Raw genomic sequence first — 16,082 nt, 5'->3', positions numbered from 1 at the left:
GTGAGGCTTCAGCCCTGCTTCGGTGCCGTCGGGGCGCCCCGGCGGACGACGAAGGAGTGGCCCGCCGGGTCGGCGTAGCCGCGCTCCTCGGCGGGGCCCGCGGGGTCGCCCGACTCGATCGGGCGGCCCCCGAGACTCACGATCCGGCGTTCCACCGCGTCCAGGTCGTCCACCACGAACTCCAGGTGCGCCTGGAGGGAGTTCTCCGGGCGGGGCCAGCTGGGCGCGGTCGCGTTGACGTCGCGGCGCAACGCCAGCCGGAAGCCGTCGGCGGCCCGGATCTCCACCCGGTTGGCGTTGACGTCCGCCTCGTCGGCTCCCAGCAACTCCTTGTAGAACTCGGCGAGTTTCTCGGGCTCGGCGCAGTCGAGCACCACCACGCCCGTCGTCACCAGTGCCATGTCTCCTCCGGGGTCCCGGTGCGGGGCGCTGCTGCCCCGCCCTGTAGGTGACACCTGTCCCCGCTCGCCGGTTTCAGTCGGGCACCCGGTCCGTAAGCGACACGGAAGAACTCGGCCGTAATGCGAAGACATATGTCAATCGGGCATGCTCAAATGCAGTCGATCGAGGGTAACTTGCAGGGCAGGGACCGGCGTTGGGGCCGTCACCCGCCCCGTCGCACGGAGCAGGCTGGAGGAGATGGCGTCGTGCGGTACGAACCTGCGCCGCTGACCCGGCATCTGCGCGTCCGCCAGGACCGGGGACACACGGTGCTGGAGTTCCGCGGCGAGATCGACATCGCCGCGGCCGCGGAGATCGTCCCGCACCTGGACATGGCGACCGCCGAACCGGAGGCCCGGATCGTGATCGACCTGTCGCGGGTCGAGTTCTTCGACTGCTCGGGCCTGCGGCTGCTGTACCGGGCCCGGCACCGGACCGCGGACGGGCCGGGGAGCCTTCACCTGGTCTGCGCCCATCCGCTGACCCTGCGCATGCTCCGCATCACGGGCCTGTCCCGTCTGCTGCCCCCGTGGCCGACCCTGGAGGCGGCCCTGCAGCAGCCGGAGTCCGCGTCCGGCCCGCTCTGACGGCACCGCCGGTCCCCGCCGGATCCTGCCGGGGCAGGGCGGCCCGGTGTGCGCCCCTGCGTGCTTCCGCCACGGTCGTCGGATCCTCAACTTCCCTGTCTGGCATGCGAACTGAGGGGCATCCGGACTTCAGGAAGGAGGGCCGTCGCCATGACGACTCAGGTGAAGGCAATGACCGCTCGCGTTCCGGGCTGGGTGAAAGTGGTCGGCTCGGTGGTGCTCCTGCTGGCCGTGCTGTTCGCCGGCATCCGGCTCAGCGTGCTGCCGGGCCTGAAGGACGTGTTCGGTACGGAGACCCGGGACCGTTCCGGCCCCGCGCTGCTGGAGTCCATCCAGGACATCAGCCGCTACGACGCCGCCTCGGGCAACTTCCAGGTCGTGGTGGACCTGGAGAAGGACGCCAAGTACCTGCCCGACGCGGTCCGCGGCAGCCGTACGCTCTACGTGGGCGCGGGTACCGTCGACGCCTACGTCGATCTCGGCAAGCTGGGCGAGGACGACGTTCGGGTGGACGAGGACCGCACGTCCGCCACGCTGCGACTGCCCCACGCGCGCCTGGGCACACCGGCGCTCGATCCCGAGCGTTCCTACGCCGTCTCCAAGCAGCGCGGGCTGTTCGACCGGCTCGGCGACCTCTTCTCCGACAATCCCAACGGCGAGCAGGCCGTGCAGAAGCTCGCGGTGCGGCACATCGGTGACGCGGCGAAGGAGAGCGGACTCACCGCCCGGGCCGAGGCCAACACCACCGGGATGCTCGAGGGCCTGCTGCGTTCCCTGGGCTTCGAGAAGGTGCGCGTCACCTACGGCGACTGACGACCCCCGCCGGGGGTAACAGCCGTATCACTGAAGGAAGTTGACGACTGGAGGACCGAATGGCCCGCGCCGCCCCACGACCGCTCCCGCTGCCCCTGCGGCTGCTGGTGCTGCTGTGCGCCCTCGTCTTCATGGTCGTCTTCGCGGTGGTGCTGGCCCGGCTCACCCTTCAGCCGTCGCCCGCCTCGGAGGCCCTGACCCACACCAATCTGCATCCGGGCCGCTCCCTGCGGGCCTATCTCGACCAGCCCGCGCTGCGCGACGCCGTGCGCCAGATCGGCGGCAACATCCTGCTCGGAGTGCCCTTCGGTGTCCTCGCGCCGGTCGTCGCACCGCGCACCCGCGGATTCCTGCGCGTGCTGGTGCTGACGTCCGTGGTGATGCTGCTGGTCGAGGTCGCCCAGGGGTTCCTGGTGACCGGGCGCGCCTTCGACATCGACGACGTCATCCTGAACACCAGCGGGGCGCTGATCGGCTATCTGCTCCTGGGCCGGCGCCTCAGCCGCGCCGTGCACGCGCGGAAGCCGAAAGCCTGAGGGCCCCCCGGCCGGCGGGCGGCGGGTTCTCCGTCGCCCGCCGCGGCGCGGCAGGGCAGCCTCCCCGGCGTCCGGGCCGGCGCGGGGAGGGTCCCGCCTAGGCTCGCTCGCCCCGTTCCCGCTGCTCCTGGGAGAACTGGCGCACGGTCCAGGTGAGCTTGTCACCACCGACCCAGCGGACGGTGTCCGGGTCGTCCAGGTCGTGGACCGTGATCCCGAACGCGGCGGCGGCTTGCAGCACGTCGGTGAGCGTCTTGGCCTCACCGACCACCTGTCCGTCGATCTCCACGATCCGGAAAGGCGGGGTCCCGGGCTGTACCCCGAGCACCATGATCCGCGGGTGCGACATGTACGGGCTCGCGCTTTCGGTCATGCCTCGAGGGTAGAGCGCGAACGGGACGAACGCGGCGTCCGCCGTCGTGCGGCCGTACCCGCCCTGGGGAACCCTGGAGCGAGGAGGTGGTGATGGAACCCGTCGAGGCGCTGGAGCGGATCGCCTTCCTGCTGGAGCGGTCCCTGGCACCGACGTACCGCGTCCGTGCGTTCCGTACCGCGGCCCGCACACTGTCGGAGCTCGGCGCGGACGGGGTCCGCGAGCGGGCGGCCGCCGGGACGCTCGAGGCGCTCAAGGGGGTCGGGCCGAAGACCGCCCAGGTGGCGTACGAGGCGCTGGCCGGCGAGGTGCCCGGATACCTGCGGAAGCTGGAGGACGAGGCGGAGCGGCAGCCCGCGCAGCGGGACGGACAGCGGTTGCGGGACCTGCTGCGGGGGGACTGCCACCTGCACTCGGACTGGTCGGACGGCGGCAGCCCGATCGAGGAGATGGGCCGCACCGCCGCGCTGCTGGGACACGAGTGGGCGGTGCTGACGGACCACTCGCCGCGGCTGACCGTGGCGCGCGGGCTGTCGGCCGACCGGCTGCGCGAGCAGCTGGACGTGGTGGCGGAGCTCAACGAGCGGTGGGCGCCGTTCCGGCTGCTGACCGGAATCGAGTGCGACATCCTCGAGGACGGCACCCTCGACCAGGAGCCGGAACTGCTGGACCGGCTGGACGTCGTGGTGGTGTCGGTGCACTCGAAGCTCCGCATGGACGCGCGGTCGATGACCCGCCGGATGGTGGCCGCCGTGCGCGATCCTCACGCCGACGTCCTCGGGCACTGCACCGGACGGCTGCTGACCGGACGCGGCCGGCCCGAATCCGAGTTCGACGCCGACGAGGTGTTCGCGGCCTGCGCGGAGACCGGGACCGCCCTGGAGATCAACAGCCGGCCGGAGCGGCTCGACCCTCCCCGCCGGCTGCTGCGCCGTGCGGTCGGGGCGGGTGTGCTCTTCTCCCTCGACACCGACGCGCACGCGCCGGGCCAGCTGGACTGGCAGATCCTCGGCTGCGCCCGTGCGCAGGAGTGCGGAGTGCCGCCGGAGCGGGTGGTCACCACCTGGTCCCTGGAGGAGGTGCTGGCGTGGGCCCGGGAACGGAAGGTGCCCTCCGGAGTGGCGGGCGCCTGAGGTGGTACCCGTCCCCGCCCCCGAGAAAGGATCACGTATGGAACGGGCTGCCGTGTTCGACGTCGACGGCACTCTGGTCGACACCAACCACCTGCACGTGACGGCCTGGTGGGAGGCGCTCCGGCAGGCGGGCCACCAGGTGCCGATGCACGCCGTCCACCGGGCCGTGGGACTGCCCTCCTCCGACCTCGTCGCCCACCTGCTGGGCGAGGACCGGGACACCGGGCGCGACGAGGAACTGAGCGCCGCGCACAAGGCGCTGTACGGACAGTACTTCGACCGGCTGCCCGCACTGCCGGACGCCGGACGGCTGCTGAAACGGCTGCACCGGGACGGCTGGGCGGTGGTGCTCGCCACCTCGGCCGGCGGTGCGGAGCTGAGCGCGCTGCGCCGGGCGATCGACGCCGACGAGGCGATCACCGCGACGGCGAGCGCCGACGACGTCGAGCGGGGCAAACCCGCGCCGGAGCCCGTCGAACGCGCCCTGGAGCTGGCCGGGGTGCCGGCCGGGCGGGCGGTCTTCGTCGGTGACACGGTGTGGGACATGCGGGCGGGCAGCCGCGCCGGGGTGCGCTGCGTGGGCGTGCTGTGCGGGGGCATTGCGCGGGCCGATCTGGAGGAGGCCGGCGCCGACGCGGTCTACGACGGTCCGGCTCAGCTCCTGGCGTCCCTGCCGGACAGTCCCCTGGCATGAGGTGCCGGGCGAACGGGATACCCGCAGGGCATGGTGCGTACGTGGGAACAGATGCCGCCGGATGAGGCCGGCGGACAGGTCTCGGCGATCGCCAGGCTGCGGGAGGCCGTGCGCTGGGACGCACGGAACGTCGGGCGGGCGGCGCGGGCCGCCTGGCGCGGGCCGGGGCGGGAACGGGACCTGCTCGTCCAGTCGCTGAAGGCCGCGGCGGCGGCACTGCTGGCCTGGCTGCTGGCGCAGGTGTGGCTCGGCGATCCGATGGCCCTGATGGCTCCGTGGGTGGCGCTGGTGCTGGTGCAGGCCACCGTCTACAGCTCGATCGTCCAGGGTGCCCGGCAGTTCGCCGCGATCTGCGTGGGCGCCCTGGTGGCCTCGGGGGCACAGGCCGTCACCGGGGACACGACGGGCGCGCTGGCGCTGTCCGTGCCGGTGCTGGTGCTGCTGTCGAACTGGCCGCGCTTCGGCGACCAGGGCATCTACGCCGCCACCACGGCCGTGTTCACCATCGCCACCGGAACGGTGAGCGCGGTCGCCGTCGGGCACCGGCTGGGCCAGGCCGCGCTCGGCGCGGTCATCGGGATCGCCGTCAACGCGCTGGTGCTGCCGCCGATCCATCTGCGCGACGTACGGGAGAACCTGTCGGCGCTGGCCCGGGAGGCGGGCGAGGTGCTGCGCACCGTCGCCGGGGACCTGCGCGAGGGCGAGTGGGACGGGCAGACGGCCGTCGGCTGGGTGGGGGCGTCGGGGCGGCTTCAGGACCGTCTCGAGGCGTTGCGCTCGGCGCGGGGCTGGAGCACGGAGAGCCTGCGGCTGACCTCGGGTGTCCTGCGTGGCCTGCATCGGGCGCCGACCGCGGCCCTGCCGCCGGCGGAGGAGGACGAGCGGTTCAGCCGGATCACCGGACACGTGACGGCGCTGACCCGCACGCTGGCGGTGGCCGCGGACGAGGAGCGTACGCCCGCCGCTCCGGACGCCGCGGTGCTGCGCTGCTACGCGGAACTGCTGGAGCTGCTCGGCGACGGCTGCCGGGCGGAGGCCGACCGGCTGGTGGGTGGCGGCGTCCGCGAGGACCGGCTGCTGGACGAGCGGACGGAGGCCGTGATGAGGGAGCTGCACGAGAGGCTCCAGGAAGGACTGCGCGAGCACGCCGGGCAGGGCGCCGCGCGGACGGCGGTCCTGGGCACGCTGCTGCTCCAGGCGGAGAACCTCTGGGCGGAGCTCGACGGCGCGGGGCGGGCTCGGTGACGCACCTCACGCGCGCCTCCGGCCGGACGCGGAACAGCCGGCGAAGGCCGGCCGTTGAACAGAACGTGGGTGCGGACGGGACAGTGTCCCCGGACCTCATCGTTCGCCCACAGGGACGATCGTTCGGCTGAAGCCCTGTGGAGCCCTTCGCCGAGAGGCGACCGCCGTCCGTACCCACCCTCTGTCCGCCCCGGCCGTGATTCCCCCGTCGCGGTCGGGGCTCTCTGTGCGGGGCGCCCCCTCACCCACCGCTCCGGCGTCGCTCGAGCCGGTGCCGCTCGCTGCGGACAGTGCGGTGGGGCGGACTGCCCCGCGTCGACGCGTCCGCACCGGGTCCCGGACAGCCCTCATGTGCGCGAGGGCGGCCGACCCGCCTCGCCGCGTGAACGCCGTCGCCCGGGGGTACCCGCCGGTTCCGCGGAGCGTACGGCCGAGAGGAGCGGAAGGTGAGCAGCCAAGCGGGCATGAGGGTGGTCGTCACGGGCGCCACGGGCAACGCCGGGACCAGCGTGGTGCGGGCGCTCGCGGCGGACCCGGGGGTGGCGTCCGTACGGGGTCTGGCCCGGCGGGTCCCCGAGTGGTCGCCGCCGAAGACCGAGTGGTCGGCGGTGGACGTGGCATCGGACCGGTTCGATCTCGCGGCGGAGTTCGCCGGCGCCGACGCGGTGATCCATCTGGCCTGGGCGTTCCAGCCGACGCACGATCCGGCGACCACGTGGCGCACCAACGTGCTCGGCAGCATGCGGGTGTTCGACGCGGTGGCCGAGGCGGGGGTGCGGGCGCTGGTGCACGCCTCGTCCGTCGGGGCGTACTCACCGGGCCCGAAGGACCGGACGGTGGACGAGTCCTGGCCGACGCACGGCTGGCCGGACGCCGCGTACTGCCGGGAGAAGGCGTACCTGGAGAGGGCGCTGGACACCTTCGAGCGGGACCATCCCGGCACACGGGTGGTGCGGATGCGGCCCGCGTTCCTCTTCAAGCGGGAGTCGGCGAGCGAACAGCGCCGTATCTTCGGCGGGCGCTTCCTGCCGGGTCCCATGGCGCGGCCCGATCTGCTGCCGTTCCTGCCCGACATCCCGGGTCTGAGGGTCCAGGCCCTGCACACCGACGACGCGGCCGACGCCTACCGGCTGGCGGTGCTGTCCGCCGAGGCGCGGGGCGCCTTCAACCTCGCCGCCGAGCCGACCGTCGACGCGGACCTGCTCGGGGAGATGCTGGGCACCCGCCGGGTGCGGTTGCCGCGTGCGGCCGCCCGTTCGGCGGTCGCCGCCGGGTGGGGGCTGCGGTTGCTGCCGGCCTCCCCGCACCTGTTCGACGCCGTGCTGAGGCTGCCGCTGATGGACTGCACGCGTGCGCGTGAGGAACTGGGCTGGCGGCCGGTGCGCACGGCGACGCAGGTGGTGGAGGAGTTCCTGCTGGGGCTGCGGCAGGGGGCGGGGGACGCCACGGAGCCGCTGCGCGGGCGCAAGGCCGGATGAGTGCCTGGTTTCGCGGGTGATCCCGGAGGTACCCGCGAATGCCGGCACATACGGAGGGAGAGGGACGTGACCGACCACCGCCTCGAAGGCCCCGGTGAGAACGGCGCGGGGGTACCCCGCGATCTGCCCGACCAGCAGGCCGGCCCGGGTGAGGACCCCTGGGAGGTGGCCCCTGCCGCCGCGGAACGGGAGAGCGAGAAGAAGGCAGGCGAGTCGGAGGAGCCGGAGACGGACCGGGCCGATTCCGACGTGCCCGACACGGACGAGGCCGGAACGGGCCGCAGGGGCGCTCCCCACTCGGCGTCCGGCGACCCTGAGCAGCCGGTGCCTGACGAGCCCTCCGCGTAACCGGGCCGGGCCGCGCGTCGGGCACCCGGGGACGGGCACCGTCGCGCCGAGCCGCCCCCGTGGGCCCGCTCCGCGGCGTCGGGCCGGTGGCCGGGCCGTGGGACCCGCTCGCTGGGCACCCGCACGCACCGGACTCGCTGGGCACCCGCACGCACCGGACTCGCTGGGCACCCGCACGCACCGGATCGGTGCGTGCGGCGGACGCCGCTCAGCGTGGGGTGCGGTCCGCGACGGCGGTGCGCCGGGCGAGGTGCGGGGACTGGGGGTCCTGGAAACCCGCCCAGCCGTCCCTGAGGACGCGCTCCGGCTGGAAGAGGCTGATCAGGTCGGGCAGGCCCGCGCCCAGGTACTCGGCGGTCTCCTCCGGGACGGCGAGCGCGGCGGGAAAACCGTTGGCTCCCCCGGCGAACCCGTCCTTACCCTGAGCCGGAGACCCGGACCCCGGGTCCTGCAAGATCACGTACAGCACGCGCACCGGCGCACGCCAGGAGACGGCCTTCATGAGAGCGCTCACCGAGCAGGACATCCGCACGTCGTTCATCAACTGCTCCAAGGGTGAGGCCAAGCGGCTGGCGGTGCCCCGGGGCCTGGACACCCACCCCTGGGACGATCTCGACTTCCTGGGCTGGCGTGACCCGGGCGCGCCCGACCGCAGTTATGTCGTCGCCGAGCGCGAGGGGCGGCTCGTGGGGTGGCCATGCGGTTCCAGCCCGCCCGCCGGGGCTTCCTGCACCGCAGCATGTGCTCCCTGTGCCTGACGACGCATCCGCGCGGCGGTGTCTCCCTGATGACGGCGCGCAGGGCGGGAACGGCCGGCCGCGAGGGCAACTCGGTCGGCGCCTACATGTGCACGGATCTCGCCTGCTCCCTCTACGTGCGCGGCAGAAAGGTCCCGGAGAGCGGGGGCCGCTTCGAGGAGAGCCTGTCCCTGGAGGAGCAGATCGACCGCACGCGGCGCAACCTGTTCGCCTTCCTCGACAAGCTGTAGCTCCGCCCCGCTTGTCCGCCGGGGGACTGCCGTCACCACGCAACACGTTCGTCGCGTCCGGGTAAGGGGAACCGTCCCGAGATGCAAGGTGTACGTGAGATGACCGCCTCGGCCGTTCAGTTCTTCAAGCGGCGCCGGGACCCGTTGACCGTGCAGACGGTGCGGTCGGCGGCGGCCGCCACGGTCGCCTACGTCATCGCCGTGCGGCTCAGTCCCGAGACCGCGCCGCTCACCGCGCCCCTGACCGCGCTGCTCGTCGTCCAGGTCACCCTGTACTCCACGCTCACCACCGGGCTGCGCCGGGTGAACGCCGTGGTGACCGGGGTCGTCGTGGCGATCCTCTTCAGCCTCCTGGTGGGTCTGACCTGGTGGAGCCTGGGTCTGCTCATCCTGTCGTCGCTGATCATCGGCCATCTTGTGCGGGTGGACGAGTTCGTTCCCGAGGTGGCGATCAGCGCGATGCTGGTGCTCGGGGTGACCACCCACGGGGACACCGCCTGGGCCCGGATCGTCGAGACCCTGATCGGAGCGGTCGTCGGGATGGGCTTCAACCTGCTGCTGGCTCCGCCGGTGTGGGTGGAGGAGGCCGGCGAGTCGATCGAGGAGCTGGCGCGGCGGGTGCGGCAGCTGATGCTGCGGATCGGCGAGGAGGCCGCGCAGGGCCCGCCCTCGTCGCGCGCGGAGGCCCGGCTGTACGAGGCCCGCCGGCTGGACCACGACATCTCCGAGGTGGACGCGGACCTCCGGCAGGCGGAGGACAGTCTGCGGCTCAACCCCCGCGTGCGTGAGGGGCTGCTGCACCGGATCGTGCTGCGCACCGGCCTCGACACGCTGGAGATCTGCACCGTGGTGCTGCGGGTGCTGGCACGCACCCTGACCGACCTGTCCAAGGAGCGCGGGCCCGGCAGGCTGTTCGCGCCGGACACGGGGGCGGTCTTCGAGCAGCTGCTGTCCGAGATCGCCGATGCCGTGGTCAGCTTCGCGGTGCTGGTGACCACGAGTGTGAGCGCGAACGCGGAGTCGGCGGAGGACCGGCTCGCCTCCCAGCTGCGGCAGGCGGCGGCGACCCGGGACAAGCTGGCCGAGTCGCTCTTCGCGGAGGCCCGGCGCGACGCCGGCCAGTGGCAGCTCCTCGGGGCTGTGCTGACCGAGGTCAACCGCATCCTCGACGAGATGGACACCGAGCACCGCACGCGCCGGCTCTTCGAAGAACTGGACCGGCACTCCCGGGAGCAGCGCGAGCGGCTGCCCCGGCTCACCCGCCTGTGGGACCGGCTGAGCCGGAACCGCCGCGGTGCCTCCGCTCGTTCTTGAGCGGAGGGGCCCGCGCACTCGCGCGGGGTCCGGCGAACGCGAAGGGGGCGTGTGCGGATGACCGAGGGCAGCGTACGGATCGACGGGAACACCTTGCGGCTGCCCGGAGGGGTGGCGGTGCGGTTCGTCCGGACGCTGCGGCTGCCCGAGTCGGGCACGCACGCGCTGCCGCCGGGCCTGGGCGAGTTCCCCCTCCGGCGCGTCACGGACTACGGGGACGCGGTGCCCAAGGCGTGGCGGGCGCGGGGCGGAGTGATGCTGCCGGTGTATCTGCGTGAGGCCATGTGGCTGAGTTTCGCGGGCACACGCGAACCGGCCGCGCTGCAGGTCGGAGTGGGCAAGGTGTGCGCGGTGTCGGGCCGCCCGTGGAGCGACCGGCTGACGCGCGGACCGCAGAACTACGTCGTCCTGCCCCGCCAGCCCTGGCTGGACGGCATCAACTCCGGTGAGGGAACGGTCCGCCAGTTCGTGGCGGTACCGCTCGGTCTCGGTGCGACGGTCGAGGGACAGGTCACCGGCGAGGAGGTGTGGGGCGGCGTCCAGCTGCGGTCCTTCCCGCTGGACGACGGTCCGCTGGCCCGGTGGCGCGAGGAGGAGGCGCGGCGCCGGCGGGCGGTGCGGGCTCGCTCGGCGGCGCCCTTCGCCGCGGGGCCGGGCGCCCCGGCGGCGATGGCGGCGCCCGCGCCGGGTGCCGGGCGGCCCGGCCGGGCCGGCGCGGCGATGGGGCTCGGGGCCGGGGGTTCGATGCGGCAGGAGGTCTACGCGGACGACCGGCCCCTGACGGACTGGTCGGAGCGGCCCTCGGGGCGGGTGTTCGTCCATCTGGTCACACCGCCCCAGTGGCGGAGCATCACGGGTGAGGCGCCGCCGCCGTCGCCGGTGGACCGGGCCGCCTACACCCGGGCAGGCCTGCCGTGGTTCGACTACTACGACCAGGACGCCGAGGACCTGGCCCCCTCGGACGCGCTGCGGGAGGTGAAGCCGGTCGGCGACTGGCTCGGTGACGACCACGAGCCCTGGCAGGCCCCTTCGCCCCATCAGGTGAAACCCCTGGGGGACGCGACGGGCGCACCGGTGCGGGACGGTGACTGGTGAGCGGCCTCGCTCACCCGTGCGGGTGAGCGGCGCACGGTCACGGGCGCGGGCGCCCTCGTGCCCGGCGGTCCCCGGCCGGCGGGTTCCCCGTCGACCGGGGCGGCGGTGGACCGTGGTCGCCGAGCGACCCGTTCGCCTCACCCGTCGCCGTCCGCGCGCCGGCGCTGCAGCGCGCGGGGGCAGGAGGCGGCGGCAGCCTGGGAGAGCAGTGCGTGCATGCGTTCGGTGAGTTGGGCGAGGTCGTCGGCGGGAGCGTGGAACGGCAGCCGGACGTCGCCGTCCGCGCGGACGCGTTCGATGCGCAGGGTCAGTCCGTGCCGGTCGACGGCGAGCGGCTGGACGCGGACCGCCCCGTGCAGGCTGCCCGTGTCGGCCAGGCGGGTGAGGCGTTCGACCGCGTCGGCGTGGCAGTCGGCGAGGTGGGTCAGCAGCCGGGCCTCGGCGGTGGCGAGCGGGTCGGGTGCCGCGGTGGCGAATTCGCCGGGGTCGACGAGGACGGCGCCGGACGGCTGCCGGAGCACGACGCGGGTCGGCTGGAAGGCGAGACGGCCGTCCCGGTCGGAGAACCAGCCGGCGAGCCACAGCCGGGCGCGGATCCGGTCGCGCACGGGGACGGGCGCGACGTCGGCGAACTCCAGCACCGCGGACGGCTCGCCGCGCGGCGCGCAGATCGCGGCGGCGCGCAGGACGCTGTCCTCCGGGACCTGGAGGAGTACCCGTCCGTCGTCGGTGACGGTGTGCGCACCGACGAACTCCTCGCGGGTGCCCTCCGTGGTCACCGCGCAGGACCACGCGGCGGCGAGCACCGAGCGGGCCCGCGCCGCCGCGCCCGGTGCGGCCGTCCAGTTGTGCGTGTCGTCACCCATCCCGAACCTCCTGTTAGGCAAGCCTTGCCTAACCTATCGAAGATCGGGGTGCGCGCCAACCGGATGACGGGATCCTCACCGCGGGATTCAGGGCGTGAGCACACCCAGGAGGGCGCGCGCACACAGGTCGCGCACCTGTTCGCGGCCCAACTCCGCGCCGCGCAGCCACTCCAGGCAGACCGCGGTGGTGAAGGCCAGCCAGCCGCGCACCGCGAGCCGGGTGTCCGGCCGCGTCTCGAAGGCCGGCCCGAACTCGGGATCCGCCGCGAGGGCCGCCAGGATCTGTCGCTCCTGTGCGGCCAGCGCCCGCTGATAGACCCGGCGCACGGAACGGTCCCCCGCGGCGTCGGCGCGGTGGAACGCGCGGTAGCCGTGCGCATGGGCCTCGACGTACTCCAGATACGCGTCGAGCCCCGCCGTGAGCTGTTCGCGCACCCGGACGCCCGGGACCGCCGCCGTCATCCGGAGCATCCGCTCGCTCTCCCGCTCCACCACCGCCGCGAAGAAGTCCCGCTTGGTGGGGAAGTAGTGGTAGAGCAGCCCCCGCGACACCCCGGCGATCTCGGCGACCTGCTCGATCCACACGTCGTCGTAGGGACTCTCGGAGAACAGCCGTGCGCCGACCGACAGGAGCTGCTCGCGGCGCTCCTCGGTGCTGAGCCGGCGGCGGGCGCGCCCGCCCTGGTTCACGGCCATGCCCGCACTGTACTTGACGCCGGTTCAGCAGCCGGACCAGACTGGCCGCGCTATTGAACTCGCGTACAACAGGTCGCACGCGCACGCCGGATCGAAGGAGATCGCGTCATGGCGGAGACGACGACACGGTCCGGGCTGCCGAAGGGTTTCCGCAGCGCGGAGGCGGGCTGGCCCGGGCTGCACCGCATACCGCACCCGCCGCACCGCCTGCCGCTGCTGGGCGACGTCGTCGGAGCGAGCAGGCGGACGCCGCTCCAGGACTCGATGAAGTACGCCCGGGACCTCGGGCCCATCTTCCGCCGGAACGCCTTCGGCAAGGAGTTCGTGTTCACCTGGGGCGCGGCTCTGGTGGCGGACCTGGCCGACGAGTCGCGGTTCGCCAAGCACGTGGGGCTGGGTGTCGCCAATCTGCGGCCGGTCGCGGGCGACGGGCTGTTCACCGCGTACAACCACGAGCCGAACTGGCAGCTGGCGCACGACGTGCTGGCTCCCGGGTTCAGCCGTGAGGCCATGGCCGGGTACCACCCGATGATGCTGGCCGTCGCGGAGCGTCTGACCGAGCACTGGGACCGCGCGGCGGCCGGGGGCCGGCCGGTGGACGTGCCCGGGGACATGACCAAGCTGACCCTGGAGACGATCGCCCGCACCGGGTTCGGCCACGACTTCGGATCCTTCGAGCGGGCACGCCCGCACCCGTTCGTCACGGCGATGGTCGGCACGCTCACCTACGCCCAGCGGCTGAACAGCGTTCCCGCGCCGCTCACCCCGCTGCTGCTGCGCCGCGCGAGCCGCCGCAACGCGGCGGACATCGCGCGCCTGAACCGCATCGTCGACGAGGTGGTGCGGATCCGTCGCGCCGGGGGCCGCGGGGACGGGGACCTGCTGGACCGGATGCTGGAGACGGCGCACCCGGAGACCGGGGAGCGGCTGTCGGCGGAGAACGTCCGGCGGCAGGTCATCACGTTCCTCGTCGCCGGTCATGAGACGACGTCGGGCGCGCTGTCGTTTGCGCTGCACTACCTGTCCCGCGAGCCCGAGGTCGCGGCGCGGGCGCGCGCGGAGGTGGATCGTGTCTGGGGCGACGCGGCGGCTCCCGGCTACGAGCAGGTCGCCAAGCTGCGCTACGTACGCCGGGTGCTCGACGAGTCGCTGCGGCTGTGGCCGACGGCTCCGGCCTTCGCCCGCGAGGCGACGCGGGACACGGTCCTCGCCGGGGAGCATCCGATGCGCCGGGGCGCCTGGACGCTGGTGCTGACGCCGATGCTGCACCGGGACCCCGCCGTGTGGGGAGCGGACGCAGAGCGGTTCGACCCGGACCGCTTCGAGGCGGCGGCGGTGCGGTCCCGGCCCGCGCACGTCTTCAAGCCGTTCGGGACGGGTGCGCGGGCGTGCATCGGGCGCCAGTTCGCCCTGCACGAGGCGACGCTGGTCCTCGGTCTCCTCCTGCGCCGCTACGACCTGAGCCCCGACCCCGCCTACCGGCTGAGCGTGACCGAACGCCTCACCCTGATGCCGGAGCGCCTGCGCCTGCGCCCGCACCGCAGGACGCCCTCCACCGGGCCCCTCCCGGCCGCACCGGGGACCCCCTGACGGCCGGCGTGCCCGCGCCGGTTGCGCCGCAGGGCGTCGGTCCTCGACGTGGACGACCCGCGGCTGCGTCCCGTCGCGGTGGCGCCCGGCCGGGCCGGACGTCCTCAGGATGCCGGTGGCCCGGGCGGCGGTTCTCCGTCCGGGGCGGTCGGCACCACACACGTGCCGTGCCGTCACCGTGCCGCCGGGACGACGGCGGCCGGGCGCGTGGGATCAGGTCTCGTCGTCGGGCACCCGCAGGCGGTCGAGGCGGTCCGGGTCGGCGAGGACGTACATGCCGGTGACGCGGTGGCCGGTGGTGGTGACGGACATGACCGAACGGACGCGGCCGTCGACGACGCTGAGCAGCCCCAGGGCGCCGTTGACCAGGACGATCCGGGAAGCGGCGGTATAACGGGCGAACAGGAGCGCCGACTCGGCCACCGGCCTCGCGCCCCGGAGGGACTTGGACGCGCCCATGCCGCGGACCAGTGCGCCCGCGTCGGCGCGCAGCACCACGTCCGGGTGCAGGACGGCGACCAGCGCCTCGAAGTCACCGCCGCGCGCCGCGGCCATGAAGGCGTCGAGCACCTGTCTCTGCCGGCCGAGGTCGGGATCGGACGCAGGCGTGGTGTCCCGCACCCGGCGGCGTGCCCGGGAGGCGAGCTGCCGGGTCGCGGCGGCGGTGCGGTCCACGACCGGTGCGATGTCGTCGAACGGCACGGCGAACATGTCGTGCAGCACGAACGCCAGCCGTTCGTCGGGCTGCAGTGTCTCCAGGACCACCAGCAGGGCGACGCCGACCGAGTCGGCGTGCAGCGCCTGCTGTTCCGGGTCCGCCTGACAGAGGGGTCGGATCACCGGGTCCGGGACGAAGGTCTCGTCCATCGGCTGCTCCCGGCGGGCGGTGCGCGAGCGCAGCAGGTCCAGGCAGATCCGGCCGGTCACGGTGGTCAGCCAGCCGCCCAGGTTGCCGATCCCGGCGGGGTCCACCCGGCTCAGGCGCAGCCAGGCCTCCTGGACGGCGTCCTCGGCCTCGGCGAGTGAGCCGAGCATGCGGTAGGCGACCGCCCCGAGTCGGCCGCGGTGCTCCTCGAAGCTCCGCGCCAGCAGGTCGTCGTCCGCGGGGGTCATCGGGAGAACAGCTCGAAGGCGACCGCGGGACGGTTCCCGAACCGCTTCCCGGCCTCCTCGGCGAACCCGGTCAGCAGGCCGCGCGCGTACGCCTCGGGGTCCTCGTCGGTCAGCGCCTCGATGTAGGTGCGGTGTTCGAGCAGGGAGCGCACGGCCCGCTCCAGACCGGCGGTCGCGTCCACCGCGTGCGTGGGGTTGCCCGAACCGGCGACCGCCACCCAGCGGACGCCGTCCCAGGGTTCGAGACCCCGCTCGGTCAGCTCCGGGAAGATCCAGCGGTTGCCGGCGTCACCGGCCGCGTCGAGCGTGGCACGCCCGACGGCCACGTGGTCCGGGGTGTTCCAGTAGGTGCCGCCCCAGGTGTCGCGGTGGTTCAGGGTGATCACCAGCTCGGGCCGGTGCCGTCGCACGGCGGCGGCGATGTCCCGGCGCAGGGCGGGGCCGTACTCGACGACGCCGTCCGCGTGGTCGAGGAAGCCGACCTCGGTCACGCCCACCACGGCCGCGCTCGCCCGCTGCTCCCGCTCCCTGAGCGGGCCGCACCGCGCCGGTTCCAGGGTGTCGATGCCCGCCTCGCCACGGGTGGCCAGGACGTAGGAGACCTCGCGGCCGGCGTCGGTCCAGGACGCGATCGCCGCCGCGCAGCCGTACTCCAGGTCGTCCGGGTGGGCGACCACGGCCAGGGCGCGCTGCCAGTCGTCGGGCAGGGGCTGGAGTTGACTGATCGTCGGCTCGGTCATGCCCGCAGACTAGCCCGCCGCACCGACAGCGC

The 16,082-nt window shown here is 73.9% G+C and carries 17 protein-coding genes and 2 pseudogenes; 12 read left to right on the top strand and 7 right to left on the bottom strand.

The annotated features are described in order from the left end of the window. Nucleotides 1-8: 8 nt before the first annotated feature. On the bottom strand, nt 9-401 hold the full coding sequence (locus ACZ6A9_RS15945) for a VOC family protein (RefSeq protein WP_468985088.1): 393 nt from the start codon (nt 399-401) through the stop codon (nt 9-11). A 246-nt stretch (nt 402-647) separates the two neighbouring features. Here ACZ6A9_RS15945 and ACZ6A9_RS15940 point away from each other — a divergent pair, with 246 nt between their 5' ends. The 3 genes from ACZ6A9_RS15940 (at nt 648) to ACZ6A9_RS15930 (ending at nt 2,377) form a co-directional block, all read left to right on the top strand. Continuing rightward, the gene (locus ACZ6A9_RS15940) at nt 648-1,028 is read left to right on the top strand and encodes an anti-sigma factor antagonist (protein WP_468985086.1); all 381 of its coding nucleotides are present in this window, start codon (nt 648-650) and stop codon (nt 1,026-1,028) included. A gap of 150 nt (nt 1,029-1,178) precedes the next feature. Beyond that, nucleotides 1,179-1,841 carry a DUF4230 domain-containing protein gene (locus ACZ6A9_RS15935; RefSeq protein ID WP_468985083.1) on the top strand — a complete coding sequence of 221 codons (663 nt, stop codon included), beginning with the start codon at nt 1,179-1,181 and terminating at the stop codon, nt 1,839-1,841. Between the two features lie 59 nt (nt 1,842-1,900). After that, nucleotides 1,901-2,377: a VanZ family protein gene (locus tag ACZ6A9_RS15930; RefSeq protein ID WP_468985082.1), complete on the top strand. Its 477-nt coding sequence runs from the start codon at nt 1,901-1,903 to the stop codon at nt 2,375-2,377. 97 nt (nt 2,378-2,474) lie between these two features. Here the strand turns inward: ACZ6A9_RS15930 and ACZ6A9_RS15925 are convergent, their stop codons facing one another. After that, the gene (locus ACZ6A9_RS15925; protein ID WP_468985080.1) at nt 2,475-2,750 is read right to left on the bottom strand and encodes a hypothetical protein; all 276 of its coding nucleotides are present in this window, start codon (nt 2,748-2,750) and stop codon (nt 2,475-2,477) included. A 92-nt stretch (nt 2,751-2,842) separates the two neighbouring features. Between ACZ6A9_RS15925 and ACZ6A9_RS15920 the strand changes: the two genes are divergently transcribed. The 5 genes from ACZ6A9_RS15920 (at nt 2,843) to ACZ6A9_RS15900 (ending at nt 7,648) form a co-directional block, all read left to right on the top strand. Continuing rightward, complete coding sequence (locus ACZ6A9_RS15920; protein ID WP_468985077.1) at nt 2,843-3,883, top strand: PHP domain-containing protein; 1,041 nt, start codon at nt 2,843-2,845, stop codon at nt 3,881-3,883. Nucleotides 3,884-3,920: 37 nt separating this feature from the next. Beyond that, complete coding sequence (locus ACZ6A9_RS15915; protein WP_468985075.1) at nt 3,921-4,577, top strand: HAD family hydrolase; 657 nt, start codon at nt 3,921-3,923, stop codon at nt 4,575-4,577. A gap of 51 nt (nt 4,578-4,628) precedes the next feature. After that, nucleotides 4,629-5,822, top strand: coding sequence for an aromatic acid exporter family protein (locus ACZ6A9_RS15910; protein ID WP_468985749.1), 1,194 nt, complete (start codon nt 4,629-4,631; stop codon nt 5,820-5,822). Between the two features lie 446 nt (nt 5,823-6,268). Continuing rightward, nucleotides 6,269-7,300 carry an SDR family oxidoreductase gene (locus ACZ6A9_RS15905; protein ID WP_468985073.1) on the top strand — a complete coding sequence of 344 codons (1,032 nt, stop codon included), beginning with the start codon at nt 6,269-6,271 and terminating at the stop codon, nt 7,298-7,300. 66 nt (nt 7,301-7,366) lie between these two features. Then, nucleotides 7,367-7,648 (top strand): hypothetical protein, encoded by a 282-nt coding sequence (locus tag ACZ6A9_RS15900; protein ID WP_468985069.1) that lies wholly within the window; start codon nt 7,367-7,369, stop codon nt 7,646-7,648. Between the two features lie 268 nt (nt 7,649-7,916). On the opposite strand, the pseudogene ACZ6A9_RS15895 reads toward ACZ6A9_RS15900, so the two are convergent. Beyond that, a pseudogene (locus tag ACZ6A9_RS15895) lies at nt 7,917-8,051 on the bottom strand (sugar kinase); the annotation flags it as partial. Nucleotides 8,052-8,148: 97 nt separating this feature from the next. On the opposite strand from ACZ6A9_RS15895, the pseudogene ACZ6A9_RS15890 reads away from it, so the two are divergent. The 3 genes and pseudogenes from ACZ6A9_RS15890 (at nt 8,149) to ACZ6A9_RS15880 (ending at nt 11,045) form a co-directional block, all read left to right on the top strand. Next, nucleotides 8,149-8,636: pseudogene (locus ACZ6A9_RS15890) on the top strand (FBP domain-containing protein). Nucleotides 8,637-8,717: 81 nt separating this feature from the next. Next, entirely contained in the window at nt 8,718-9,950 is a 1,233-nt protein-coding gene (locus ACZ6A9_RS15885; protein WP_468985067.1) for an FUSC family protein, read from the top strand. A 57-nt stretch (nt 9,951-10,007) separates the two neighbouring features. Then, complete coding sequence (locus tag ACZ6A9_RS15880) at nt 10,008-11,045, top strand: hypothetical protein (RefSeq protein ID WP_468985064.1); 1,038 nt, start codon at nt 10,008-10,010, stop codon at nt 11,043-11,045. A 137-nt stretch (nt 11,046-11,182) separates the two neighbouring features. Here the strand turns inward: ACZ6A9_RS15880 and ACZ6A9_RS15875 are convergent, their stop codons facing one another. Then, nucleotides 11,183-11,911, bottom strand: a complete 729-nt coding sequence (locus ACZ6A9_RS15875) for a DUF2470 domain-containing protein (RefSeq protein WP_468985062.1) — start codon at nt 11,909-11,911, stop codon at nt 11,183-11,185. Between the two features lie 87 nt (nt 11,912-11,998). Continuing rightward, the gene (locus ACZ6A9_RS15870) at nt 11,999-12,607 is read right to left on the bottom strand and encodes a TetR/AcrR family transcriptional regulator (RefSeq protein ID WP_468985060.1); all 609 of its coding nucleotides are present in this window, start codon (nt 12,605-12,607) and stop codon (nt 11,999-12,001) included. 108 nt (nt 12,608-12,715) lie between these two features. On the opposite strand from ACZ6A9_RS15870, the gene ACZ6A9_RS15865 reads away from it, so the two are divergent. Beyond that, nucleotides 12,716-14,197, top strand: coding sequence for a cytochrome P450 (locus ACZ6A9_RS15865; protein ID WP_468985058.1), 1,482 nt, complete (start codon nt 12,716-12,718; stop codon nt 14,195-14,197). 213 nt (nt 14,198-14,410) lie between these two features. Here the strand turns inward: ACZ6A9_RS15865 and ACZ6A9_RS15860 are convergent, their stop codons facing one another. Together ACZ6A9_RS15860 and ACZ6A9_RS15855 are read right to left on the bottom strand one after the other, a co-directional pair. Then, the gene (locus ACZ6A9_RS15860) at nt 14,411-15,310 is read right to left on the bottom strand and encodes a sigma-70 family RNA polymerase sigma factor (protein ID WP_468985055.1); all 900 of its coding nucleotides are present in this window, start codon (nt 15,308-15,310) and stop codon (nt 14,411-14,413) included. Continuing rightward, entirely contained in the window at nt 15,307-16,050 is a 744-nt protein-coding gene (locus ACZ6A9_RS15855; protein WP_468985053.1) for a PIG-L deacetylase family protein, read from the bottom strand. The genes ACZ6A9_RS15860 and ACZ6A9_RS15855 overlap by 4 nt, the downstream gene beginning before the upstream one ends. Nucleotides 16,051-16,082 lie beyond the last annotated feature (32 nt).

It is taken from the genome of Streptomyces sp. NPDC041124 (genome assembly GCF_055592385.1).
The sequence above is the reverse complement of the archived record's forward strand: the minus strand, read 5'-3'. Positions and strand labels throughout refer to the sequence as shown.